The sequence below is a fragment of the Streptomyces sp. ICBB 8177 genome, from assembly GCF_003144095.1.
Taxonomy (GTDB): Bacteria; Actinomycetota; Actinomycetes; order Streptomycetales; family Streptomycetaceae; genus Streptantibioticus_D.
In genome coordinates this window covers 570,455-593,207 of sequence record NZ_NSKH01000002.1, presented here as the reverse complement: position 1 = coordinate 593,207, position 22,753 = coordinate 570,455, and the positions used below count along the sequence as shown (strand labels likewise).

19 protein-coding genes are annotated in these 22,753 nt (G+C 74.5%); 6 read left to right on the top strand and 13 right to left on the bottom strand.

Annotation, left to right across the window (positions count from 1 at the left end):
• On the top strand, nt 1-197 hold a 197-nt coding region (locus CK485_RS29235), incomplete at its 5' end, for a hypothetical protein (RefSeq protein WP_109446479.1).
• Nucleotides 198-504: 307 nt separating this feature from the next.
• On the opposite strand, the gene CK485_RS03040 is transcribed toward CK485_RS29235, so the two are convergent.
• The 8 genes from CK485_RS03040 to CK485_RS03005 all read right to left on the bottom strand — a co-directional run bounded on the left by CK485_RS03040 (nt 505) and on the right by CK485_RS03005 (nt 8,867).
• Complete coding sequence (locus tag CK485_RS03040) at nt 505-1,119, bottom strand: hypothetical protein (protein WP_109446477.1); 615 nt, start codon at nt 1,117-1,119, stop codon at nt 505-507.
• 222 nt (nt 1,120-1,341) lie between these two features.
• Nucleotides 1,342-2,799, bottom strand: coding sequence for an adenosylhomocysteinase (ahcY, locus tag CK485_RS03035; protein WP_109446475.1), 1,458 nt, complete (start codon nt 2,797-2,799; stop codon nt 1,342-1,344).
• A 291-nt stretch (nt 2,800-3,090) separates the two neighbouring features.
• Nucleotides 3,091-4,065, bottom strand: a complete 975-nt coding sequence (locus CK485_RS03030; protein WP_109446473.1) for a cation diffusion facilitator family transporter — start codon at nt 4,063-4,065, stop codon at nt 3,091-3,093.
• 47 nt (nt 4,066-4,112) lie between these two features.
• Entirely contained in the window at nt 4,113-5,312 is a 1,200-nt protein-coding gene (manA, locus tag CK485_RS03025) for a mannose-6-phosphate isomerase, class I (protein WP_109446471.1), read from the bottom strand.
• Nucleotides 5,313-5,447: 135 nt separating this feature from the next.
• Complete coding sequence (locus CK485_RS03020) at nt 5,448-6,593, bottom strand: SIS domain-containing protein (protein ID WP_109446469.1); 1,146 nt, start codon at nt 6,591-6,593, stop codon at nt 5,448-5,450.
• A gap of 43 nt (nt 6,594-6,636) precedes the next feature.
• Nucleotides 6,637-6,822 (bottom strand): Trm112 family protein, encoded by a 186-nt coding sequence (locus tag CK485_RS03015; protein WP_109446641.1) that lies wholly within the window; start codon nt 6,820-6,822, stop codon nt 6,637-6,639.
• A 121-nt stretch (nt 6,823-6,943) separates the two neighbouring features.
• Nucleotides 6,944-8,302 (bottom strand): phosphomannomutase/phosphoglucomutase, encoded by a 1,359-nt coding sequence (locus tag CK485_RS03010; protein WP_109446467.1) that lies wholly within the window; start codon nt 8,300-8,302, stop codon nt 6,944-6,946.
• Between the two features lie 145 nt (nt 8,303-8,447).
• Nucleotides 8,448-8,867 (bottom strand): DUF3499 domain-containing protein, encoded by a 420-nt coding sequence (locus CK485_RS03005; protein WP_109446465.1) that lies wholly within the window; start codon nt 8,865-8,867, stop codon nt 8,448-8,450.
• A gap of 426 nt (nt 8,868-9,293) precedes the next feature.
• Between CK485_RS03005 and CK485_RS03000 the strand changes: the two genes are divergently transcribed.
• Nucleotides 9,294-9,710 carry a metallopeptidase family protein gene (locus CK485_RS03000; protein ID WP_109446639.1) on the top strand — a complete coding sequence of 139 codons (417 nt, stop codon included), beginning with the start codon at nt 9,294-9,296 and terminating at the stop codon, nt 9,708-9,710.
• Nucleotides 9,711-9,749: 39 nt separating this feature from the next.
• On the opposite strand, the gene CK485_RS02995 is transcribed toward CK485_RS03000, so the two are convergent.
• The 3 genes from CK485_RS02995 to CK485_RS02985 all read right to left on the bottom strand — a co-directional run bounded on the left by CK485_RS02995 (nt 9,750) and on the right by CK485_RS02985 (nt 15,602).
• The gene (locus CK485_RS02995; protein WP_109446463.1) at nt 9,750-11,249 is read right to left on the bottom strand and encodes a DUF5719 family protein; all 1,500 of its coding nucleotides are present in this window, start codon (nt 11,247-11,249) and stop codon (nt 9,750-9,752) included.
• On the bottom strand, nt 11,246-15,073 hold the full coding sequence (locus tag CK485_RS02990) for a glycosyltransferase family 2 protein (RefSeq protein ID WP_109446461.1): 3,828 nt from the start codon (nt 15,071-15,073) through the stop codon (nt 11,246-11,248). The genes CK485_RS02995 and CK485_RS02990 overlap by 4 nt, the downstream gene beginning before the upstream one ends.
• A gap of 265 nt (nt 15,074-15,338) precedes the next feature.
• The gene (locus CK485_RS02985; protein ID WP_109446459.1) at nt 15,339-15,602 is read right to left on the bottom strand and encodes a WhiB family transcriptional regulator; all 264 of its coding nucleotides are present in this window, start codon (nt 15,600-15,602) and stop codon (nt 15,339-15,341) included.
• Nucleotides 15,603-16,438: 836 nt separating this feature from the next.
• On the opposite strand from CK485_RS02985, the gene CK485_RS02975 reads away from it, so the two are divergent.
• Genes CK485_RS02975 through CK485_RS02965 form a run of 3 tightly spaced genes read left to right on the top strand, consistent with a single transcriptional unit; the run spans nt 16,439 to nt 19,386 of the window.
• On the top strand, nt 16,439-16,993 hold the full coding sequence (locus tag CK485_RS02975; RefSeq protein WP_109446637.1) for a cysteine dioxygenase family protein: 555 nt from the start codon (nt 16,439-16,441) through the stop codon (nt 16,991-16,993).
• A 27-nt stretch (nt 16,994-17,020) separates the two neighbouring features.
• Entirely contained in the window at nt 17,021-18,004 is a 984-nt protein-coding gene (cofD, locus tag CK485_RS02970) for a 2-phospho-L-lactate transferase (RefSeq protein WP_109446458.1), read from the top strand.
• Nucleotides 18,001-19,386 (top strand): coenzyme F420-0:L-glutamate ligase, encoded by a 1,386-nt coding sequence (locus CK485_RS02965; RefSeq protein WP_199239204.1) that lies wholly within the window; start codon nt 18,001-18,003, stop codon nt 19,384-19,386. Before cofD ends, CK485_RS02965 begins: the two co-directional genes overlap by 4 nt.
• 26 nt (nt 19,387-19,412) lie before the next feature.
• On the opposite strand, the gene CK485_RS02960 is transcribed toward CK485_RS02965, so the two are convergent.
• Together CK485_RS02960 and CK485_RS02955 are read right to left on the bottom strand one after the other, a co-directional pair.
• Nucleotides 19,413-20,333: a DNA-3-methyladenine glycosylase 2 family protein gene (locus CK485_RS02960; RefSeq protein WP_241968080.1), complete on the bottom strand. Its 921-nt coding sequence runs from the start codon at nt 20,331-20,333 to the stop codon at nt 19,413-19,415.
• Nucleotides 20,334-20,434: 101 nt separating this feature from the next.
• Nucleotides 20,435-21,814 (bottom strand): peptidoglycan recognition protein, encoded by a 1,380-nt coding sequence (locus CK485_RS02955; protein WP_109446456.1) that lies wholly within the window; start codon nt 21,812-21,814, stop codon nt 20,435-20,437.
• A gap of 101 nt (nt 21,815-21,915) precedes the next feature.
• Between CK485_RS02955 and CK485_RS02950 the strand changes: the two genes are divergently transcribed.
• Nucleotides 21,916-22,671 carry a TIGR03089 family protein gene (locus CK485_RS02950; protein ID WP_109446454.1) on the top strand — a complete coding sequence of 252 codons (756 nt, stop codon included), beginning with the start codon at nt 21,916-21,918 and terminating at the stop codon, nt 22,669-22,671.
• Nucleotides 22,672-22,753: the final 82 nt, after the last annotated feature.

The following is a 22,753-nucleotide window of genomic DNA, read 5'->3' as shown; positions in this document are numbered from 1 at the left end:
CATATCTGGCGTTGACTTTTGGCACGCTGTTGAGTTCTCAAGGAACGGAAGCTACCTTCAAGACCCTTTCACAGGCCCCTCCGGGCTTTCCCTTCGGTGTTTCCAACCTTACCAGATCCGAATTCCGCTTCCGGCTTTCGCGTCCGGCCCCCTGCTGGAGCGGGGCTTTCACCGTTCCGCATTCCGCTTTCCGGTGATCCCGACTCTATCAGACTCAGCGTGATGCTTTATCCGGTAGCAATTCGGGGGGTGCTTCTCGGGAAGTGCTCGAAACGCATTCCGTGCAGATTCCGCTGAAGCGGGGGTAGACATTACCCGACGGTCCCGAGACTGTCCAGTTCGGGACAACCGTTCAAATCTACCTCCCCAGTCCACCCGCGTCAACGGGCCTCCTGAGGCGCAGTGGAGATTAGCAGCTCGGCGGGGGCGATTGCACATCCGCCGAGTCGCACCCACCGGGGCGGGCGGTGTCACCCTGCCAGGGGCCTACGGCCCCACGCCGTCTCAACTGAAGGTCGACGGGGGCGAGTCGAGGTCTTCGAGCTCGACGCCGGGGGCCGCGAGGACCACGTCCCCGGCCAGGTGGACGCTGTGCCGCTCGCCCGTGTCCAGGGCGCTGACCTGGTACTCGTCCACCGTCAGAGGGCCGTTGTCAGTGGCGTGTGCTGTCCTGTCGACGAGGGACCAGGACTGGTCGACGGTGAGTGGCGCGAGCACGGGGGAGGTGAGGGCGATGAGGCGGACGCGGGTGGCCGGGGCGCCGGGCGCGAGGCGCAGCAGCCGGGCTGTCGCGACGAGGAAGGCCGGGGACATGCCGGTGAAGGCGTGGGCGGGCGCGTTGCCCTCGGTCGCGTGCTCGCCGGCCGGGTCGGTGCGTACCCAGGTCACGCCGTCCAGCGCGGCGCCGCGTACCTGCCAGCCCCCGGCGTGGAGTTCGACGCGAATAGGGCGGCCCAGCTCGTCGATGGTGAGGTCGACCGAGCCGTTTTCCGTGCCGTCCGGCGACGTCGTGCGGGCGGTGTAGCGCCAGCCGGCCGGGCCGGGGGCGCAGTGGAAGTGCTCTTCGCCCAAGGGGGTGTGGTCGTGGGTGTCGTGGAACGAGTAGCGGCCGCGTGGCATGGTCTGCGCTCTTGGTGGTCAGTGGTGCGGAGGGGGCCGGGAGCGGGTCCGCCGTCCGCCGGCTCGTCGCGCGGTCCGGCTTCCGGGAGGGGTGACCGTCCCCGACGAAGGGGCAGGCCCCCCGGCGCGGAGTCCCGTGCGGGGTCCGGCGAGGGGCCTGCCTTCGGTGCGGGCCCTGCGGAGCCGGACCGGAGGGGGTCGGACCGAGGGCGCGGCGGTGTCTCAGTAGCGGTAGTGGTCCGGCTTGTACGGGCCCTCCACCGGGACGCCGATGTAAGCGGCCTGCTCGGGGCGCAGGGTGGTGAGCTTGACGCCCAGCGCCGCCAGGTGGAGGCGGGCGACCTTCTCGTCGAGGTGCTTGGGGAGCACGTAGACGTCCGTGGGGTACGCCTCGGGCTTGGTGAACAGCTCGATCTGGGCGATGGTCTGGTTCGCGAAGGAGTTGGACATCACGAACGACGGGTGGCCGGTGGCGTTGCCGAGGTTGAGCAGGCGGCCCTCGGACAGCACGATCAGCTTCTTGCCGTCGGGGAAGGTCCAGGTGTGGACCTGGGGCTTGACCTCGTCCTTGACGATGCCGGGGATCTTGGCGAGCCCGGCCATGTCGATCTCGTTGTCGAAGTGGCCGATGTTGCCGACGATGGCCTGGTGCTTCATCCGGGCCATGTCCTTGGCCATGATGATGTCCTTGTTGCCGGTCGTGGTGATGAAGATGTCGGCGGTCTCGACGACGTCGTCCAGTGTGGTGACCTGGTAGCCGTCCATCGCGGCCTGCAGGGCGCAGATCGGGTCGATCTCGGTGATGATCACGCGGGCGCCCTGGCCGCGCAGCGACTCGGCGCAGCCCTTGCCCACGTCGCCGTAGCCGCAGACGACCGCGACCTTGCCGCCGATGAGGACGTCGGTGGCGCGGTTGATGCCGTCGACCAGCGAGTGACGGCAGCCGTACTTGTTGTCGAACTTCGACTTGGTCACCGCGTCGTTGACGTTGATGGCCGGGAAGAGCAGCGAGCCGTCGCGGTGCATCTCGTACAGGCGGTGGACGCCGGTGGTGGTCTCCTCGGTGACGCCGCGGATCTCGGAGGCGAGCCGGGTCCACTTCTGGGCGTCCTCACCCAGGGTGCGGTTGAGCAGCTGGAGGATGATGCGGTACTCGTCGCTGTCGGCGGTGGCCGGGTCGGGCGCGGCTCCGGCCTTCTCGAACTCCACGCCCTTGTGGACGAGGAGGGTGGCGTCGCCGCCGTCGTCCAGGATCATGTTGGGGCCGCCGGTGGGGCTGTCCGGCCAGGTCAGCGCCTGCTCGGTGCACCACCAGTACTCCTCGAGCGTCTCGCCCTTCCAGGCGAAGACCGGGACGCCCTGCGGGTCCTCGGGCGTGCCGTTCGGGCCGACGGCGATCGCGGCGGCGGCGTGGTCCTGGGTGGAGAAGATGTTGCAGGAGGCCCAGCGGACCCGGGCGCCGAGGGCGGTCAGGGTCTCGATGAGCACGGCGGTCTGCACGGTCATGTGCAGCGAGCCGGTGATGCGGGCCCCGGCGAGCGGCTGGGTCGCGGCGTACTCCTCGCGGATCGCCATCAGGCCCGGCATCTCGTGCTCGGCGAGGGTGATCTCCTTGCGGCCGAACGGGGCCAGGGAGAGGTCCGCGACCTTGTAGTCGGTACGGGCGGAGGTCGACGTCATGCGAAGTGCTCCTCGCGGGTCGGTTCGAGGGTGGGCATCGGTCTGTCCGCTGCGGTCGTTGGGGCGTGCCGGGAGGGCGCGCCGAAACGGACCGGGGGCTCCGGTCCACGATCCGCAGCGCAGCGCGTCGGAGGCCCTCTCTCCCTCGGCCGGCCCGTCCTCCGGCCCCTCAGGAGCAGGGGTGATCCGGTGGTACGCGGCCGCCCGACCGCCATCAGCAGCGACGTCTGGCTTCCCGTCGAATCTACACCGAAGGGTGTGCCGTGCCCCAGCCCGCCTGCGGGATGCCCGTCAGTTCGCGGCGGGGCCCGGACCGCCCGGGGTCTGGGCGGGATCGGGTCCGGCGGCGGCCGCGGCCTCGCTGAAGATGTCCGGTTCGAGGTAGATCACGCGCGCGATGGGCACGGCCTGCCGGATGCGGGCCTCGGCCTCGTCGATGGCCTGGGCGACCTGGGCGGCGGTGTCGTCGTGGCGTACCGCGATCTTGGCGGCGACGAGCAGTTCCTCGGGGCCCAGGTGGAGGGTGCGCATGTGGATGACGCCGGTGACGGTGGCGCCGTCGACGGCGGCGGTGCGGATGCGGGCGACGGTCTCGGGGCCCGCGGCCTCGCCCAGCAGCAGCGACTTGGTCTCGGAGGCGAGGACGAGGGCGATGGCGATGAGCAGGGCGCCGATGCACAGGGTGCCCACGCCGTCCCACACGCCGTCGTGGGTGAGCAGGGCGAGGCCGACGCCGCCGAGGGCGAGTACGAGGCCGATGAGGGCGCCGAAGTCCTCCAGCAGGACGACGGGGAGTTCGGGTGCCTTGGCGCGGCGGATGAACTGCGGCCAGCTGAGGGTGCCGCGCGCGGGGGCGGCCTCGCGCATGGCGGTGCGGAACGAATACCCCTCGGCGACGATGGCGAAGGCCAGGACGCCGACCGGCCAGTACCAGTCGTCGACGGCGTGCGGGTGGCGGACCTTCTCGTATCCCTCGTACAGCGCGAAGACCCCGCCGACCGTGAACAGGACGACGGAGACCAGGAAGCCGGAGACGTACCGCTCGCGGCCGTAGCCGAAGGGGTGTTCCTCGGTGGCCTGCTTCCGGGCGCGTTTGCCGCCGATGAGCAGCAGCACCTGGTTGCCGGAGTCGGCGACCGAGTGCACGCCCTCGGCGAGCATGGACGAGGAGCCGCTGAAGGCGAACGCCACGAACTTGCTGGCGGCGATCGCGAGGTTGGCGCTGAGGGCCGCGACGATCGCCCGGGTTCCGCCTGACGCGCTCATGGGTGCCTGGGTGTCCTTCCTGAGGGTGCCCGACGTGCCGGAGGGTGTCAGACCTTCACGGTGGCGCGGAAGACGGTGCCTTCGCCGTCGAGGGTGAGCGGTTCGCCGGCCGGTGCGTACGCGGACTGGCCGCGCTCCAGGGTCAGGCGGGTGCCGTCGGCGCCGGTGAGGGTGGCGCGGCCGGCGGTGCACAGCAGGATCTGCGGGGCGGGAACGGCGAGCGGGTGGGCGGCGGCGCCGGGGGCGAGGACGTAGCGGGAGAGGCGGAACTCGTCGATGGGGGTGTCGTAGACCTCTTCGCCGTCGCCGCTGTCCTCGGGGCGCCGCACGGCCGGGTCGCCGGGGGTGAAGCGGACGACGCGCAGCAGTTCGGGGACGTCGATGTGCTTGGGGGTCAGGCCGCAGCGCAGGACGTTGTCGGAGTTGGCCATCAGTTCGACGCCGAGTCCGCTGAGGTAGGCGTGCGGGACGCCCGCGCCGAGGTAGAGCGCCTCGCCGGGCTGGAGGCGGACGTGGTTGAGGAGCATGGCGGCGATGACGCCGGGGTCGCCGGGGAAGTCGTGGGCGGCCTGGGCGTAGGCGGCGCAGGCGTCGGCGAAGGGGCCGTCGCCCTCGCCGAGGCGGGCGGCGGCCAGGGCGGCGCGTTCGACGGTCTCGGCCATCGCGGTGCGTTCCGCGCTGAGCACGGCGACCAGGACCTCGCGCAGCGCGTCGCTCTCGGGGCGGGCGCGCAGGATGTCGACGAAGGGCTTGAGGTCGTCGACGGCGAGGGATTCGAGGAGGTCAGCGGCTTCGGTGGGGTGGCGGAAGCCGCACAGGCCCTCGAAGGGGGTGAGGGCGCAGAGCATCTCGGGCTTGTGGTTGGCGTCCCGGTAGTTGCGGTCGGGGGCGTCGGCGGGGATGCCGCGGGCCTCTTCGTCGGCGTAGCCGGCCTTGGCCTGGTCGAGGTCGGGGTGGACCTGGACGGACAGCGCGGTGCCGGCGGCGAGGACCTTGAACAGGAACGGCAGCCGGGGGCCGAAGCGGTCGACGACGGCGTCGCCGAGTTCGCCGTGCGGGTCGGCGGCGATGACGTCGCTGAGCGGCACCGGGCCGCTTCCGCGGTCCAGGCGCGAGGGGGCTCCGGGGTGGGCGCCCATCCACAGTTCGGCCTGCGGCTCGCCGGTGGGCTCGGTGCCGAGCAGTTCGGGGATGGCGGTGGTGGAACCCCAGGCGTAGGGGCGCACGGTGTTGGCGAGGAGGTCCATTGCGGTGCGGTGTTCCTTCGTCGTGCGGAGGGCGGAGGATCGATCGGGGCGCGGCGGGCGTGGGGCCGCCGGGCGTCGTCGGTCGGGACGTCGCGGGCCGGGGTCGCGTTCCCGTGTCGCGCGGTCGGGTCGCGGCTACGCGGCGGTGTCCCCGCCGGGGGCGGTGGAGGCGAGGGCCAGGTAGACGGCGGCGAAGTCGGTGAGGGCGGTCAGTTCGGCGAGGGCTTCCGCGGGGCTGCCGGAGGGGGCGTCGATCACGCTGAGCGGGGTGCCGTCGCGGTGCGCTGCCTCGGTGACCGCGGCGCTGGGCGGGCCGCCCGGTTCGCGCAGCAGGACGATGCGCGGGCGCAGGGACGCGGATTCCTCGACGCGGTCGCGGAAGAAGTCGTCCAGGTCGTCGCCGAAGGCGCCGGACCCGGCGAGCAGGGCGGCGTGGTCGGCGAGGGCCTGCGGGAGCGTGGCGGCGAGCGCGGGGCGTCCGGCGCGGACGGCGAGCGCGGCGGCGAAGCGGCGGGCCACGGGCGCGGTCAGCGGGCCTTCGCTCCACACCAGCGGGAGGGAGCCGTCGAGTTCGGCGGCGAGCGTCTTGGCGGGGTTGCGGTAGGTGTCGGCGACCGGGCCGAAGCGGTCGGCGGCCAGATCGAGGCGGTCGGCCACGGCCTGTACGGTGCCGGGTCCCGTGGCGGCCAGTCCGACGCGGTCGACGAGCGCGAGCAGCGGGGTCAGCAGGGCCCACAGGGCGCCGGGGTCGGCTTCCTCGGCGCCCGCCCGGCCGTGGGTGCCCTCGTGGAAGGGCGGCGGGGCGAACGGCAACGCGAGGCCGTGCGCCTGCTGGACGGCGCCGGTCAGCGGTGAGCCGCCGGGGGCGACCGCGGCGACGGTGCAGCCGTGCCGGTAGGCCTGTTCGACGAGGAGGGCGAGGCCCGGTTCCGTGCCGTCGTAGGTGGCGAGCAGCAGCAGGTCGAGGGGGCCGGCCCAGCCGGGCAGCGCCCACCGCAGCTCCGGCGGGGCGGGGGTGGCGCCGGTGGCCGGCACGGGGAGCACCGGGCAGCCCGCGAGGGCGCCGAGGAGGTCGGCGAGGTGGCGGGGGGCGGCGCCGGGGCCCGCGATCAGCACGGTGCGGGGGCGGCCGTCCGGTTTCAGGTCGGCGATGCCCGCTTCGGCGGCGTGCCGGGCGGCGGTGCGCACCCGGGCGCCCGCGGCGGCCACGCCGAGCAGCAGCCCGCCGGTGTCGGCGCGGGCGAGGGCGTCGGGGTGGTCGAGCTGGGACTCGTCGAACATCGTCGTCGTCCTTAGGCCTCGTGCCGTCGCCTGTCGGGTGCGCTTACGCGGGGCGGCGGGCCTCGTCGACGAGGAGCACCGGGATGCCGTCGCGCACCGGGTAGGCCAGGCCGCAACCGGCGCCGGTGCAGACCAGTTCGGCCGCCTCGGCGTCCTGGTCGCTCTCGCGCAGCGGGGCGTGGCACGACGGGCAGGCGAGGATCTCCAGGAGGCTGGCTTCGAGCGGCATGGGTCCCTCTTCGGCGGTCGTCATGATGAATGTCGTGAGGCCAGGCCAGCCTACCGCCGCACGGCGGGCGGCGGGGCCCCGGGGAAGCTTCCCCCGGGGCCCCGCCGCGCGTCGTGGACCGTCAGCCGCGGACGATCGCCAGCACCTCGTCGCGGACCCGCTCGACGGTGGCCTTGTCGCGGGCCTCGACGTTGAGGCGCAGCAGCGGCTCGGTGTTGGACGGGCGCAGGTTGAACCACCAGTCGGCGGCGGTGACCGTCAGGCCGTCCAGTTCGTCGAAGTCGACGCCCTCGCGGCCGGTGAAGGCCTCGCGGACGGCGGCGGTGCGGCCGGCCTGGTCGTCGACGGTGGAGTTGATCTCACCGGAGGCGGCGTACCGGTCGTACTGGGCGACCAGCCCGGACAGCGGGCCGTCCTGCTCGCCGAGCGCGGCCAGCACGTGCAGTGCGGCGAGCATGCCGGTGTCGGCCTTCCAGAAGTCCCGGAAGTAGTAGTGCGCGGAGTGCTCGCCGCCGAAGATGGCGCCGGTGCGGGCCATCTCCTGCTTGATGAACGAGTGGCCGACGCGGGTGCGCACCGGCGTGCCGCCGCACTCCTTGACGACCTCGGGCACCGACCAGGAGGTGATCAGGTTGTGGATGACCGTCTCGCCGGGGTGCTTGGCGAGTTCGCGGGCGGCGACCAGGGCGGTGATGGCGGACGGGGACACCGGCTCGCCGCGCTCGTCGATGACGAAGCAGCGGTCGGCGTCGCCGTCGAAGGCCAGGCCGATGTCGGCGCCGGTCTCGCGGACCTTGGCCTGGAGGTCGACCAGGTTCTTCGGGTCGAGCGGGTTGGCCTCGTGGTTGGGGAAGGTGCCGTCCAGCTCGAAGTACATCGGGACCAGTTCGAGGGGCAGGCCCTCGAAGACGGTGGGGACGGTGTGGCCGCCCATGCCGTTGCCCGCGTCGACGACGACCTTGAGCCGGCGGATGGCGGTGAGGTCGACCAGGTCGCGCAGGTAGGCCGCGTAGTCGCCGAGGGTGTCGCGCGCGGTCACCGTGCCGGGGGTGGCGTCGGTGGCGGGCAGGCCCGACTCGGCCCAGTCCTCGGCGAGTTGGCGGATCTCGTTCAGTCCGGTGTCCTGGCCGACGGGGGCGGCGCCCGCGCGGCACATCTTGATGCCGTTGTACTGCGCCGGGTTGTGGCTTGCGGTGAACATGGCGCCGGGCATGTCGAACTTGCCGGAGGCGAAGTAGAGCTGGTCGGTCGAGCACAGGCCGATCTCGATCACGTCCGTGCCGCGTGAGGCGGCGCCGGTGGCGAAGGCGTGCGACAGTCCGGGCGAGGACGGGCGCATGTCGTGGCCGACGACGATCTGCCGCGCGCCCGTGACCGTGGCGAAGGCGGCGCCGAACAGTTCGGCGAGGGTCTCGTCCCACTGGTCGGGGACGACGCCGCGGACGTCGTACGCCTTCACGATCTGCGTCAGGTCGGGCACTGCAACTCCTGGGGGAACACGCGCCGGTGAAGCGCGGCAGGACGGACAACTGGCACCAACCTACCCGCCCCGGCGGAGTCCTCGTGGAGCACGGGCCGCGCGGCAGCTCGCGCACGCCCGGGTGGCGGCCCGGTGAGGTCGTCGGCTACGACTCGGGCGAGCGCAGCACCCGCAGATGGCCGCGGCGGGCGACCTCGACCGGATCGCCGTCGCGGCCGGGATGCGCGCCCGGACGGTCCTGCGGGCGGGCGGCCTCGCGCACGGCGTTGGCGAGGGCTTCGAGATCGTCGCCGGTGGGCCGGGTCGGGCCGGTGTCGACGGCGAGCCGGACGACCTCCCAGCCGCGCGGCGCGGTCAGCCGGGCGGAGTGCTCGGAGCACAGGTCGTAGCAGTGGGGCTCGGCGTAGGTGGCGAGCGGACCGAGGACGGCGGTGGAGTCCGCGTAGACGTACGTCAGCGTCGCGACGGCGGGACGACCGCACGCGGTGCGCGAACAACGACGTACAGGGCTCACGACGTTGGACGGTACCGCACTCTTGAGCGGGCCGCGACGACTCTCCCGCACCTCACCCTCTCGTGTCGTCCCGGCGTGCCGGGATCGCCCGATCCCGTGACCACTGTCGCGACCTGCGGGGACGCCGGTGCCGTTGGGAAGCGGCCGGGGCGAGACGGTCGGCGATGGCCACGAAGAGCGCCAGATGTGGCACGCGGAGTGTTCACCGGGGCGGAGGCGATCGGTCCGGTTTGTACGGCGAACGCGCATTGCGTGACATCACGGGAGTTGTACGGGGTACAGGAGGCGGCGCCGCGCGGCGGGGTGGGCGCGGTGCCGTACCCGGCGGCTACGCTGCACGTGATGGAGACACCCGTTCCGCCGCACGCGCCCGGTCAGACCCCGGGCCCGCAGCCTCCGGGCCAGTCGCCGGGCCAGACGCCGGCCCCGGCTCCCGGCCCCGGTCCGGCTGCCGCGTCCGGCGCGGCACCCGGCCGGATGCCGCGCCGCAGGGACCGCCACGGCCGGGGCATGCGCGGCCCGATCGCGCCGCCGCAGGTGCCGCTGTCGGTGAGCCGCTCGGAGGCCTTCGACGACCTGGTACGGGACGCGGCCGACCGGCTGGAGCGGCGCTGGCCGCAGCTGACGGAGGTCGAGTTCGCGGTGCAGGACGTGCCGCCCGCGGTGCCCGGCGAGCAGGACGACGACGTGGTGCCGCTGGGGAGGCTGGTGTCCGCGGGCGAGGCGGGCCAGGGCTCGTCCAACCGCATCGTGATCTACCGGCGCCCGGTGGAGATCCGCGCGAAGACCCGTGACGAGCGGGCGCTGCTGGTCCACGAGGTCGTGGTCGAGCAGGTCGCGGAGCTGCTGGGGCTGTCCCCGGAGAACGTCGACCCCCGCTACGGCGAGGACTGAGGAGCCCGAAGGCTCCCGGGGGCTTCGGGCGGGCGCCCCTCAGCGTTGCAGGATCGTCAGGTCCTGGCCGGCCGTGGGCACCGCCACCGTGCCGCCGTCGTCGGGCATCGTCTGGATGGTGAACGCGGGCAGGCTGTCCTGCGCGACCGCCAGCTCCCTGGAGGCGTAGACCGGCCCGCCGGACAGCGGCTCGACGGTGACCGCGAACGTGCCCTTGCCGCCCTGCGGCGCCGGGGGCGTCAGGGAGACCGTGGTGCCGGGCTGGATCGTGACGGTCTTGGTGGCGGGGGTCCCGCCGCCGGATCCGGCCGAGGAGGTGATCCGCACGGTCGCGGCGGCGTCGGTGGCGGCCAGCGAGAGGGTGGTGCCTCCGGAGCGGTTGTCGGCGACGGTGGCGCGCTGGCCCACGGCGGCCGTGGCGGGGATGAACGCGGTCTCGTCGTTGCCGTTCCTGCCTCGGACCACCTTCAGGGCGGCGACGAACGGGGCGGCCTGGGAGGGGTCGGTCGGGGTGAGCCGCAGGGAGCCGGCCTGCCCCTTGGTGAGGGCGCCGAGGTCGACGGCCGTGGTCATGCCGCTCTTGAGGTCCAGCGTCTCGTGCCCGGCCGGGGTGATCGCGCCGGTCGGGGTGAGCAGCTGGACCTTCAGGTTCGCGTCGTCGGAGCCGGTGGCGTAGGCCACCAGCCGCACGTCGGAGGCGTCGGCGGGGATGCCGGGCAGCACGGCGCTGGTGGCGGGGGTGGCCGAGGGGTCGAGCCAGTCGCCGCCCGCGCTGGAGTCCATCGCCTGCACGGCGGCGCCGACCCGGCCGGTGCGCGCCTCGACGTGGACGGTCAGGTCGCTGCTGTTCTCGCCGGTGAGGGTGGACAGCAGCACCGGGACCGATGAGTCGCCGGGGACGGTGATGCCCTCGCCGCCGGGGGCGTTGACCGCGCCGTTGGCGTCGTACAGCTCGATGTCGGCGACGGCGGCCGTGGAGTCGGGGTTGGTCAGCTGCACGTAGTCCTGACGGCTGCTCGCGGTGCTGGCGCCGGGAATCCAGAAGTCGGCGCCGGGCGTGCCGCAGGAGGTACCGAGCAGTCCGTGCCCGGCGCCCGCCTGGACGGTGGTGGTCTCCTGCACGGTCCAGCCGGGGGCGAAGGCGCCGTCGGCGGTGCCGATGAGGGGGCTCGCGGTCTTGGCTGCGTCGGCGGTGACCGGCTTGCCCGGGGCGGCCAGCGGGGCGACCGGCTTGCCGTCGCCCGCGCCGCTCGTGGTGTTGCCCGCACCGTCGGCGGTCTGGCCGACCTGGAGCTGGGCGGTGCCGCCGGAGCCGGAGACGGTGCCGGGCGGGGTGTAGGCGGTGTAGGTGGTCGCGGCGTAGTCGGAGCCGGTGACGCCGGGGCACACCAGCGTGGAGCGCTGGACGGGCTTGCGCGCCGCGGTCGTCGAGACCTTCGGCTGGTCGGAGCCGGGGGCCGGGGCGAGCACCGTGGCGATCGCGAAGACAGCGGCGAAGGCGGCGACCACGCCGGCCGGCCAGTAGGTCGTGCGGTTCACTGCTGCTCGCTCCCGTCACCGTGGGCCGGGTCGTAGGCGGGGTCGTAGTGCGGGGCGCGGGGCGGCGGCGGATAGCCGTACGGGTGGTACTCGCCGCCCTGGTCCTGCGGCGGGCCCTGGACCGGGTCCTGGTACGGCGGGTACTGGCCGGTGTCGTAGCCCTGCTGGTACGGGTCGCCCTGGTAGCCCGGCTGCCCCCCGGCGTCCTGGTAGGGGGTGTCCTGGTACGGCGCGTCGGGGTAGGGCGCGGCCGGGTAGCCGCCCTCGGCGTACTGGCCCTCCGCGTAGGTGGTGTACTCGCCGCCCTGCTGCTGGTAGGTGTACGCGTTCCACTCGTCGTAGCCGGTCGGCTGCGCGGGGATGTCGGCGTACGGGGCCTGCTCGGGCTGCTGCTCCGGGTCGTAGGCCTCGGGCTGGGGCTGCGTCGGGTCGTACGGGTCCGGGGGCGGCGGGGTGAACGCGTCCGGCTCGGACGGCGGTGCGGAGGCGGCGCCCGCCTCCGGGGCCGCGGCGGCCTCCGCCTGGGCGCGCAGGCGGCGGGCCCGGCGGCCCTCGCCCTCGACCGGCTGGGCGGGCACGGCGGCGGCCGCCGCGGCGAGCGCCTCCTCGGGCAGGTCGTCGTCGATCTCGCGGCGGCGGCCGGGCAGCGCCAGCACGATCACGACCAGCGCCAGCAGGCCCTGTACCGCCAGCCACGCGGTGTGCGTGAAGGGCGCGTCGTAGGTCAGGTCGAGGTGGCCGCCCTGGGCCGGGAGCTGGAAGCCCTGGGCCCAGCCGTCCACGGTGGTCGGGGTCAGCGGCTTGCCGTCCAGCGTGGCGTGCCAGCCGGGCGCGGCGGTGTCGGCGACGCGCAGCACCCGGCCGTCCGCGCCGGACGGGATCGTGGTGTGCGCCTCGACCTTGCCGGAGGAGACCAGGACGGGGGCCGTGGCGGGGCCGGTGGCGCCCTTCGGGGTAGTGATGGTGACCCGGGCGACGTCCTGGGAGACCCGCCACAGCGCGGTGCCGCCCGCCTGGCTGAGCCGGTTCAGGCCCGGGGTGCCGTCGAGGATGCGGCTCATGTCGGCGGGCGCGCCGGGCTGGAGAAGCACGTACCCGATGGCGTAGTCGCCCAGCGCGCTGGTCTCGTCGGCGCCGGAGCCCGCCACGAGGTTGCCGACGACCGCGTCGAGTCCGGTGTCGCGGCCGGCCTCGGCGGTGAGTTCGCCGTCGCCGATCTGCGCGCCCGCGCCGCGCACCAGGGAGTACCTGACGTGGCCGGGGTCGCCGTCGAGCACGAGGGTGCGCGGCTGGTCGCTGGTGGAGGCCTCCTCGGCGACGAACGCGGGCACCTGGGTGGTGCTCGTGCGCTGGAGCGGTCCGGCGGCGCCGTTGTACATCCAGTCGGCGGCCGCGATCAGCGGGGCGACGGCGGCGGCCAGCGCGATCAGCGCGGCGACCGGCTGGCGCCAGCCGAAGCCCGAGGCGGAGATCCGCTCGCGGGCGCCCTCGGCGCCGACGACGGCGGCGGCGATCAGCGCGAAGCCGTAGACGAGGGTCGGGGAGCCCGCCCAGTCGTAGTGGTTCTGCGCGGCGGCGGCCAGCAGTCCGGCGAGCGCCACCGTCCAGGCGGCCAGGACGGCGAGCCTGCGGTCGCCGCGCAGCAGCGCCGCGAACCCGGCGAGCACCAGCCCGATCAGCAGCAGTCCCGCGGTCGCCTTGGGGCCGCCGGGGCTGAGCACGGCCAGGTCGAGCGCGGAGGCGGTGCCGCCGCGGTAGGTCAGTCCGGCCTCGCGCAGGAAGAACGAGGGGTGCGCCAGTAGCGTCAGCGACCAGGGCGCCAGCACGACGACGGGCGTGGCGAGCGCGGCGAGCAGGCGCAGCGCCTGCGGTACCAGCAGCCCGCCCTGCCCGCGCAGCGCCCGCAGCGCCAGCGCGGCGACCGCCAGGCCCACGGCCAGCGGCCACACGATCGGGGTGAACGCGGTCGTGACGGTCAGCAGCAGTCCGTACGCCCAGGCGGAGCGCCAGCTCGGGCGGGAGCCGGGGGCGCCGGTCAGGCCGCTGGCGGCGATGGCGGCGCGGGCCATCAGCGGTAGCAGGACGGCGAGGACCGCGGTGCCGAGGCGGCCGCCCGCGAGCGCGCCGGTGGCGGCGGGCAGGAAGGCGTAGGCGATCGAGCCCCAGGCGCGCAGCAGCCGGGACTCCACCAGCGGCCGGGAGGCGAAGTAGGCGGTGACCCCGGCGAGCGGGACCGAGCAGACCAGGAGCAGGGTCAGGGCGAGCCCGGTGCTGCCGAACAGGACGGAGGAGGCGATGGCGAGCAGCGCGAGGTAGGGCGGCGCGGCCTGGGTGTCGCCGGTGCCGACCGCGTGCCACGCCCCGGTGAACGCGCCCCACAGGTCGGAGGCGCCGGAGGGGGCGGGCAGCAGGGCGCCGCCGGCGAGGGAGCCGCCGCCGAGCAGGTCGCGGCAGGCGATGAGCGAGACCAGCAGCAGCACCACGAACAGCATCGGCCCGGGCTTGTGGGCGATCCTGCGCAGCCGGGCGAACTGCTCGACCTCCAGGAAGTCGGCGTCGTCGTCGCCCGGCCCGGACTCGATCGCGCCGCCGTGCCGTCCGGCGGAGGAGGAGTCGGCCTCGGCGCGGCCGGAGACGTTGCTGTAGACCTGCTCGACGGTGACCCGGACGGTGGCGCCGGGCGGCGGGAAGAGCGGGCGCAGTTCGGCGGGCGCCACGGCGGGTTTGCCGCGGTCGCGGCGGGCGCCGAGGATCCGGCCGGGCCGCAGCAGCACCCCGAGCAGACCGGTGACCTCGTCCAGCGCCTGTCCCGGGACCTTGCCGACGAGGTAGCCGACGGTGCGCAGCAGGGTGCCGATGACGATGCGCGCGGCTACGTACGGCAGCAGGGCGCCGCGGGTGTTGGCGAGCAGCGTGTAGACGGCGCCGGCCTTGTCGACGCGGTGCGGGTTGTGCGGGGTGCGGCCCGCGCAGTCGACGGCGCGGCGCTCGCGGGAGGCGGCCTCCGCGTGCCGCAGGACGGCGTCGGGGGCGACCAGCACGGTGTGGCCCGCGGCCTGGGCGCGCCAGCAGAAGTCGACGTCGTCGCGCATCAGCGGCAGGCGCCGGTCGAAGCCGCCGAGCCGTTCCCACACGTCGCGGCGGACCAGCATGCCCGCGGAGGAGACCGACAGCACCTGGCGCACCTGGTCGTGCTGGCCCTGGTCCTGCTCGCGGCGCTCCAGGCCGGTCCAGCGGCGTCCGGAGCGGGCGATGCTGACGCCGACCTCCAGCAGCGCCCTGCGGTCGTACCAACTGCGCAGCTTGGGACCGACGATGACGGCGGACGGCGTGGAGTCGGCGACCCTCAGCAACTGGGCGAGTGCGTCGGGGGCGGGCTCGCAGTCGTCGTGCAGCAGCCACAGCCACTGCACGGGGTCGCCGTCGCGCGCGTCGTCGTCCCAGGCCCCGGCGGCCCGGTTCCAGCCGTTCGCGTCGGTCAGGTACGGGAGTTGGTCCGGGGTGACCGGCGGCGTGGCGCGCAGCGCCTCGGCGACGGCGGTGCCGAATCCGGTGCGGCGGGCCAGGTGCAGCACGCGGTCCGCGCCGAGCGATTCGGTGAGCAGCCGGGCGGTGTCGTCGGCGCTTCCGGTGTCGGCGGCGACGACGTCCTGCACCGGGCGTTCCTGGCCGAGCAGCCCGGACAGGGCGTCGGGGAGCCAGCGGGCTCCGTCGTGCGCGACGAGCACGGCGGTGACGATGTGACGCGGGAACGCCGGTGGCTGGACGGGGGCGTGGGCCGCCTCTTGGGCGGGGTGTCCCCCCTGGTGGCTGTGCACGGACATCGAGGTGCGGGCCCCGGTTCGCTGGACTGCGGTGGACGCGCGCGGCCTGCTCGGCCTGTCACGTGTCTCGGACGGCCACCCACACTAACGGCTCATCGTGGGCCCGGGTCCGCCCGGCGTCCGGTGCCCGCACCGGACGCGCCCGCGGTTTCGTCCGGTGTTCACCGTGATTGGCCCGGTCTGCATTCCGCCCGGCCGCGCGGGAATTCGCCTGGTTGCGGCGCCTCAGCGCCGGGCCGGGCCGGGCCGGGCCGTGGTCCCGCGGTCAGATCGCGGCCTTCTTCAGGCGGCGGCGTTCCCGCTCCGACAGCCCGCCCCAGATGCCGAACCGCTCGTCGTGGGCGAGGGCGTACTCCAGGCACTCGGAGCGGACCTCGCACGCGAGGCAGACCTTCTTCGCCTCGCGGGTGGAGCCGCCCTTCTCGGGAAAGAAGGACTCGGGGTCGGTCTGCGCGCACAGCGCGCGCTCCTGCCATCCGAGCTCCTCGTCCGCCTCCTCGGCCAGCAGCAGCTGGAACTGCTCGGTCATGCGCGCGCCCCTCGTCCGTCCGTCGTTTCCCCGTAAACGCCGTCATCGGCTGGTTGGGCCTTAAACGACACGAGTGAAATTACAAGTGTGCTGATCCGGGCCAGTCAAGCCGAGATCTGCTATTGGGCCCCTTATTCACTCCGCGGAACCAAGGGTGAGCAGAAAGTGTTCAAATCGGCCCAAATCATGACAGCACGCGTTTGCGATCTCCCTCGCACCGCGCATGCCCCCGAACGTCCTCGGCATGCGCGGCACTTGACCGCCGTCCGCCCTCAAGGACGCGGCGGACGCGCCCGTCGTTCCCCGGAGGGTGGCGGAGCGGGAAGGATCACAGTCCGGTCACGGAAGCACGACCGCGTCTCCGCGTACGGACCACGTACGGATGGTGCGGGACGTATCCGCGGTCCCGGCAAACCTTTCATCAGGGCGATGAACCGGATCAGGTGAAAGATTCGCGGCAAACCCGACATCAAGTTGACAGACGGACCGCTCGACCGGTCTCCTTGATCCCATGTCCGTGACCCACGCGCCCACCGGGACCCGCCTCAGCGCGACCCGTGCCGCCGCCGTGCCGGTTCACGACCTCTTCCTCCGCCGCTGTTGTCGCGGCTGTTGTCGCTGACGCTGTCGCTGTCGCGCGCTCTCTGACCGCCCTGCCCGCCGCCGGTACCCCGGCCGCCGAGGCGGCGGTCCACCGCCGAACCTGCCGGGCCTCGTCCCGCACTCCGCCGCAGGGCCCTTCCCTGGGTCACCCGCAGCCCGCTTCACGCCGCCCACCGAAGCTCCTCCCCGCAAGGACCACCGTGTATCGCGCCCCCCTCGCCGCCGTCCCGGCCATGGACGCCCCCCGCCCCTCCGACATCTCCATCGCGGGCGACCCGCTCGCGCTCCCCCACCTGCTGCCGCCGGCCCCGCGCCACCCGGCCACCGTCGCCGAGTTCGCGGGCCTCGCCCGCAGCGTCGCGGCCGACCGGGAGCGCTGGGCGCCGCTGGTGCGCTACGACGCCACCACCCGCTGGTACGCCCGCCTGGCCACCGGACCCGGCTACGAGGTGTGGCTGCTGAGCTGGGTGCCGGGCCAGGGCACCGGGCCGCACGACCACGGGGACTCCACCGGCGTACTGACCGTGCTGGAGGGCGAGTTGACGGAGCGCTCGCTCACGCCGCGCGGGGAGCGCCGGGACACGCTGCGGCCGGGCGCGGTGCGGGTGGCGGCGCCCGGACACGTGCACGAGGTGGTCAACGACTCGCTGGAGCCCGCGGTCAGCCTGCACGTCTACTTCCCCGGCCTGACCGAGATGACCCCGTACGGGCACGTCGCGCGGGCCGGCCTGGCCGACGCGGCGGGCGCGGCGGCGCGGGAGGCCGGGCAGGAGCGCGTGGCGGGCTGACGAGGCGGCCCTGACAGACTGTGCGTCATGCGCATCGTGGTTCTGGCCGGAGGTATCGGGGGCGCCCGGTTCCTGCGCGGCCTCAAGGCAGCCGTCGCGGACGACGCCGGGGACGCCGACATCACCGTCATCGGCAACACCGGCGACGACATCCATCTGTTCGGGCTGAAGGTCTGTCCCGATCTCGACACCGTGATGTACACCCTCGGCGGTGGCATCCACGAGGAGCAGGGCTGGGGGCGGGCCGGCGAGACGTTCGCCGTCAAGACGGAGCTGGCCGCGTACGGGGTCGGCCCCGAGTGGTTCGGGCTCGGCGACCGCGACTTCGCCACCCACATCGTGCGCACCCAGATGCTCGGCGCGGGCTATCCGCTCAGCGCGGTGACCGAGGCGCTGTGCGCGCGCTGGCAGCCGGGTGTGCGGCTGATCCCGATGACCGACGACCGGGTCGAGACGCACGTGGTGGTCGACACCCCCGAGGACGGCCGCAAGGCGGTGCACTTCCAGGAGTACTGGGTGCGGATGCACGCCTCGGTGCCCGCCCGGGCGATCCTGCCGGTCGGCGCCGAGCAGTCCAAGCCCGCGCCCGGCGTGCTGGAGGCGATCGCCGAGGCCGACGTGATCCTCTTCCCGCCGTCCAACCCGGTCGTCAGCATCGGCACGATCCTCGCCGTCCCCGGCATCCGCGAGGCGATCGCCGAGGCGGGCGTGCCGGTGGTCGGGCTCTCCCCGATCGTCGGTGACGCGCCGGTGCGCGGCATGGCGGACAAGGTGCTGGCGGCGGTCGGCGTGGAGTCGACGGCGGCGGCCGTGGCCGAGCACTACGGTTCCGGGCTGCTGGACGGCTGGCTGGTCGACACCGTGGACGCGGGCGCCACCGAGGCGGTCGAGGCGGCCGGCATCCGCTGCCGCGCGGTGCCGTTGATGATGACGGACGTGGACGCGGCGGCCCGGATGGCTCGCGAGGCGCTGCGGCTGGCGGAAGAGGTACGCGGGCAGGCGAGGGCATGAGCGCCCCGGCACCCGGCACCCCGGCACCGCGCACCGGCGTCCCCTCGCACCGGACTCCCGGCACCGGCGTCCTGTCCGTCCCCTCGTTCGAGGTCCGGGGCGTCGTCGGCATCCCCGAGGTGCGGCCGGGCGACGACCTGGCGGCGCTGATCACCTCGGCCGCGGGAGGCGGTCAACTGGCGGACGGTGACGTGCTGTTGGTCACCTCCAAGATCGTCAGCAAGGCGGAGGGCCGCGTGGTGCGGGCCGACGACCGGGAGGCGGCGATCGACGCCGAGACGGTCCGGCTGGTCGCCCGGCGCGGCACCCTGCGCATCGTGGAGAACCGGCAGGGCCTGGTGATGGCCGCGGCCGGGGTGGACGCGTCCAACACCGAACCGGGCACCGTCCTGCTGCTGCCCGAGGACCCCGACGCGTCGGCGGCCCGGCTGCGGGCGGCGCTGCGCGAGGCGCTCGGGGTGAACGTCGCGGTCGTCGTCACCGACACCTTCGGCCGGCCCTGGCGCAACGGCCTGACCGACGTCGCCATCGGCGCCGCGGGCCTGCGCGTGCTGGACGACCTGCGCGGCGGAACCGACGCGCAGGGCAACGAGCTGAACGCCACCGTGGTCGCCGTGGCCGACGAGCTGGCGGCGGCGGGCGACCTGGTCAAGGGCAAGGCGTCCGGCGTCCCGGTGGCGGTGGTGCGCGGCCTCGGCCGGTACGTGCTGCCCACGGGCGACGGCCCCGGGGCGCGGGCGCTGGCGCGCGGGGCGGCCGACGACATGTTCCGGCTGGGCACCTCCGAGGCGCTGCGGCAGGCGGTGACGATGCGGCGCACGGTACGGGAGTTCACCGACGACCCGGTCGACCCGGCGGCGGTGCGGCGGGCGGTGGCGGCGGCGGTGACCGCGCCCGCGCCGCACCACACGACGCCCTGGCGCTTCGTGCTGCTGGAGTCCGAGCGGTCGCGCACGCGGCTGCTGGACGCGATGCGGGAGGCGTGGATCGCGGACCTGCGCGCGGACGGCTTCTCCGAGGAGTCGGTGGCCCGGCGCCTGCGGCGCGGAGAGGTGCTGCGGCGGGCACCGTACCTGGTGGTGCCGTGCCTCGTGATGGACGGCTCGCACACCTACCCCGACGCGCGCCGGGGCGCGGCCGAGCGGGAGATGTTCGTGGTCGCGGCGGGTGCCGCGGTGCAGAACCTGCTGGTGGCGCTGGCCGGTGAGCGGCTGGGCTCGGCGTGGGTGTCGTCCAGCATGTTCTGCCGCGACGTCGTGCGCAAGGCGCTGGACCTGCCCGGCGACTGGGACCCGATGGGCGCGGTCGCGGTGGGCCGCCCGGCGGCCGAGCCGGCACCGCGCCCGGACCGGGAGGCGGACGCGTTCGTCACGGTCAGGTAGCCGGGCTTCGGGGGCCTCCCGCGCGGTCAGATCAGCCGGATGTCGTTGGGCGAGAAGCGCGGTCCGCGGCGCGGGCGCCTGGGTCCGCCCAGCAGGATCAGCCGCGCGGCGCGGTGCCGGTGCCCCTCGTACGGCGCGAGCAGCTCCAGCATTGCCGCGTCGTCGGTGTTCCGCGCCCCGGTCAGCGCGTAGCCGACGAGGTTCGGCAGGTGCAGGTCCCCCACGGTGACCGCGTCCGGGGCGCCGTGCGAGCGCTGGACGGTCTCGGCGGCGGTCCACGGGCCGATGCCGGGGACGAGCTGGAGCCGGGCGGCGGCTTCGGCGGGCGGCAGCGCGGTCGCCTCCTCCAGCCGACGCGCCACCCGCGCCGCCCGCACGATGGTCCCGGAGCGCTTGCCGTCCACGCCCGCCCGGTGCCATTCCCAGGACGGGATCAGCGCCCAGCCCCGGGCGTCGGGCATCACCCGCAGGCCGGGGAAGGGGCCAGGGGCGGGTTCGCCGTGCCGTTGGAGCAGCAGCCGCCAGGCGCGGTACGCCTCGTCGGAGGTGACCTTCTGCTCCAGCACGGACGGGATCAGCGATTCGAGGACCAGCCCGGTACGGGTCAGCCGCATGCCGGGGTGGCGGCGGTGCGCCTCGTGGACGACGCGGTGGCGCGGCACGAAGCCGGAGGCGTCGTCCTCCTCGCCCAGCAGCCCGGGCAGCGCGTCCATCAGCCAGTCGGCGCCGGGCCCCCAGGCCTGAGCGCCCACCCGGCCGTCCCCCGCCGGGGCCACCCGCAGCGTGCCCGGGCCCTGCGGCGTGCGGCAGGCCCGCCAGACGGTGCCGTCCGCGGTCATCCGGAACGACGGGTCGCCCGGTCCGCGTGCCAGCACCCCGAGCGTGAGCCCGAGGTCCAGCACGCTGCCGGCGGCCCCGGCGCGGCGGGAGACGGAGGAGGTGTACACCGCACCGAGGGTAACGGGCTCCCCCGGGCACCCGCCCGTACGCCCGTGCGCCCGCTCCCGGGGAGCTGGGAGCGGGCGTACGGGACGCGGGAGCCGTGGGGCTATCTGCCCTGGAGCTTCGCCGCGGCCCTGCGGATCGCGGGCAGTTCGTCGTACAGCTTGGCGCCGGGGCACTCGGTGGCGAAGCCGTCGCGGTGGCCGGAGATCGTCCAGAACGACACCCGTGCGCCCCTGCGGTACTTGTTGCTGCCGCCGGAGACCAGTGTCGTCCTGGCGTCCGCGTTCACCCCGGTCAGGCCGAGCTTCCAGGCCGTCAGGTGCTCCAGGGCGCTGACGGCTGCCGCGCTGGGCCTGACCGTGGAGAACGTGCCGATGACGGCGATGCCGGTGGTGTCGGTGTTGAAGCCGAGGGTGTGGGCGCCCTGCACGGCGCGGGTGACGCCGCCCGCCCGGCCCTCGTAGATCGTGCCGCACTTGTCGATCAGGAAGTTGTAGCCGATGTCCCGCCAGCCCTCGCTCTTGACGTGGTAGCGGTAGATGCCGCGGATGATGGCGGGCGCCTGCGAGCAGCTGTAGTCGTTGCCGGTGGCGGTGTGGTGGACGAAGGCGGCCTTGACGGTGTGGGTGTACTCGAAGGCCCGCTCGCGGATGCCCTCGTCGGCGCCCCAGCCCGCCCGGGTGACGATCCTGGGCCTGGCGGCGTGGTCGGTCTCGTCGCCCTCGGCCCGGTAGTCGGGCTGCCGGCTCGCGGACGGCACGGCGGAGGCGGACGGAGAGGCGGGCGCGGCGGAGGCGGACGGGGCGACGGGCGGGGCCTGCCGCGCCGCCGGGGCGGACGGCTGCGCGGCGGCCGACTGCGAGTCCAGCGGTGCCGCCGAGGGCGCCGCGGCCCGTACCGAGGGGCCGCCCGGGTCGACCATGTCCACCCGCAGGCCCTTCGGCAGCGCGGGCGCCGCCGCCCGGCCGCTCGCCGGGGCCGCGGGGGTGACCTGGACCTGGACGCCGTCGGAGTCGCCGACCCACAGCGGTGCGGTGGCCCCGCGCACGTGGCCCGAGGCGCGTTCCGGCGAGTCGTAGTCGGGCACGTCGTCGCTGTTCTCCAGCGTCTGCCAGCCGGACCAGGCGCCGGTGGCGACCGACCGGGTGCGCACCCGCACCGTGCCGTTCAGCTCCGTGGTGCCGTCGTTCCAGGTGACGCCGATGAGCGAGAAGGGCCGGACCGCCTCGGTCCGCAGCCCCTGGACCCCGGCCGCGGCGCGGGCCCGGGCGGCGCCGGAGCCGGTGGCGGCGGGGGGTCCGAGCCGGACCAGCGGCTGGTACCGGGTACTGCCGGCCGCGTCGGAGGCGTCGGCGAGTCGGACCGGGGACGCGGTGCCACGGCTGCCGTGGGCGGAGGCTCCGGCCGACGTGATCAGCGGGAGGGCGAAAGCGGCCGTGCACGCGCAGGCGGCCCCGACCGTGGAAGCGATGAATGCACGCATGACTGAAATGGTGTCATAAACGGCAAATCGTGCGAGTCGTCAGCTGACGGACCGTCCGATCGGCGCACGGGCCGTCCGGGTCAGCCCCGTACTCTTGCCGCGTGAACGCTTCCGACCGCACGCCCGCCGATCTCCTGCGATCCGCGCTGGCCACGGACCCCGCGCGCCCGCTGCTGACGTTCTACGACGACGCCACCGGCGAGCGCGTCGAACTGTCGGTGGCCACCCTCGCCAACTGGGTGGCGAAGACCGCCAATCTGCTCCAGGACGAGTTGTCCGCGCAGCCCGGCGACCGGGTCGCGCTGCTGCTGCCCGCGCACTGGCAGACCGCGGCCTGGCTGCTGGCCTGCTTCTCGGCCGGCGTGGTCGCGGCACCGGGAGGGGAGGCGGCGGCGGCCGACGTGGTGGTCAGCGGCCCCGACACCCTTGAACGGGCGCTGGCCTGCTCCGGGGAGCGGATGGCGCTGGCGCTCAAGCCGCTGGGCGCGCGCTTCCCGCAACCGCCGCGGGGCTTCGCCGACTACGCGGTCGAGGTGCCGAGCCAGGGCGACCGCTTCGTGCCGTACGCGCCGGTCGATCCGCACGCCCCCGCCCTCGCGCTGCCCGACGGCACCGAGCTGACCGGCGCCGAGGTGACCGCGCGGGCACTGGAGAGCGCGCGGGACTCGGGGCTGACGGCGGGGTCGCGGATGCTGTCGGCGCTGCCGTACGACACCTGGGACGGGCTGGCCGCCGGGCTGCTGGCACCACTGGCGGCCGGTGGCTCCGTGGTGCTGTGCCGGCACGTAGGCGAGCTGTCCCCCGAGGCACTGGAGCGCCGCCGCGAGGCGGAACGGGTGACGCACACCGTGATGTGAGCGCGGCAGCGGTTCCATGGCGTTGGCGTGAGCTCTGCGCTGGGTGATTACTTCAGCGCGAAAAGTAACGTAAGCGGAACGA

Coding starts and splice junctions, on each gene's coding strand:
- CK485_RS03040 (WP_109446477.1), bottom strand. CDS start 1,119: ATGCCACGCGGCCGCTACTCGTTCCACGACACCCACGACCACACCCCC.
- ahcY (WP_109446475.1), bottom strand. CDS start 2,799: ATGACGTCGACCTCCGCCCGTACCGACTACAAGGTCGCGGACCTCTCC.
- CK485_RS03030 (WP_109446473.1), bottom strand. CDS start 4,065: ATGAGCGCGTCAGGCGGAACCCGGGCGATCGTCGCGGCCCTCAGCGCC.
- manA (WP_109446471.1), bottom strand. CDS start 5,312: ATGGACCTCCTCGCCAACACCGTGCGCCCCTACGCCTGGGGTTCCACC.
- CK485_RS03020 (WP_109446469.1), bottom strand. CDS start 6,593: ATGTTCGACGAGTCCCAGCTCGACCACCCCGACGCCCTCGCCCGCGCC.
- CK485_RS03015 (WP_109446641.1), bottom strand. CDS start 6,822: ATGCCGCTCGAAGCCAGCCTCCTGGAGATCCTCGCCTGCCCGTCGTGC.
- CK485_RS03000 (WP_109446639.1), top strand. CDS start 9,294: ATGCCGCGCCGCAGGGACCGCCACGGCCGGGGCATGCGCGGCCCGATC.
- CK485_RS02990 (WP_109446461.1), bottom strand. CDS start 15,073: ATGTCCGTGCACAGCCACCAGGGGGGACACCCCGCCCAAGAGGCGGCC.
- CK485_RS02985 (WP_109446459.1), bottom strand. CDS start 15,602: ATGACCGAGCAGTTCCAGCTGCTGCTGGCCGAGGAGGCGGACGAGGAG.
- CK485_RS02975 (WP_109446637.1), top strand. CDS start 16,439: ATGGACGCCCCCCGCCCCTCCGACATCTCCATCGCGGGCGACCCGCTC.
- cofD (WP_109446458.1), top strand. CDS start 17,021: ATGCGCATCGTGGTTCTGGCCGGAGGTATCGGGGGCGCCCGGTTCCTG.
- CK485_RS02965 (WP_199239204.1), top strand. CDS start 18,001: ATGAGCGCCCCGGCACCCGGCACCCCGGCACCGCGCACCGGCGTCCCC.
- CK485_RS02955 (WP_109446456.1), bottom strand. CDS start 21,814: ATGCGTGCATTCATCGCTTCCACGGTCGGGGCCGCCTGCGCGTGCACG.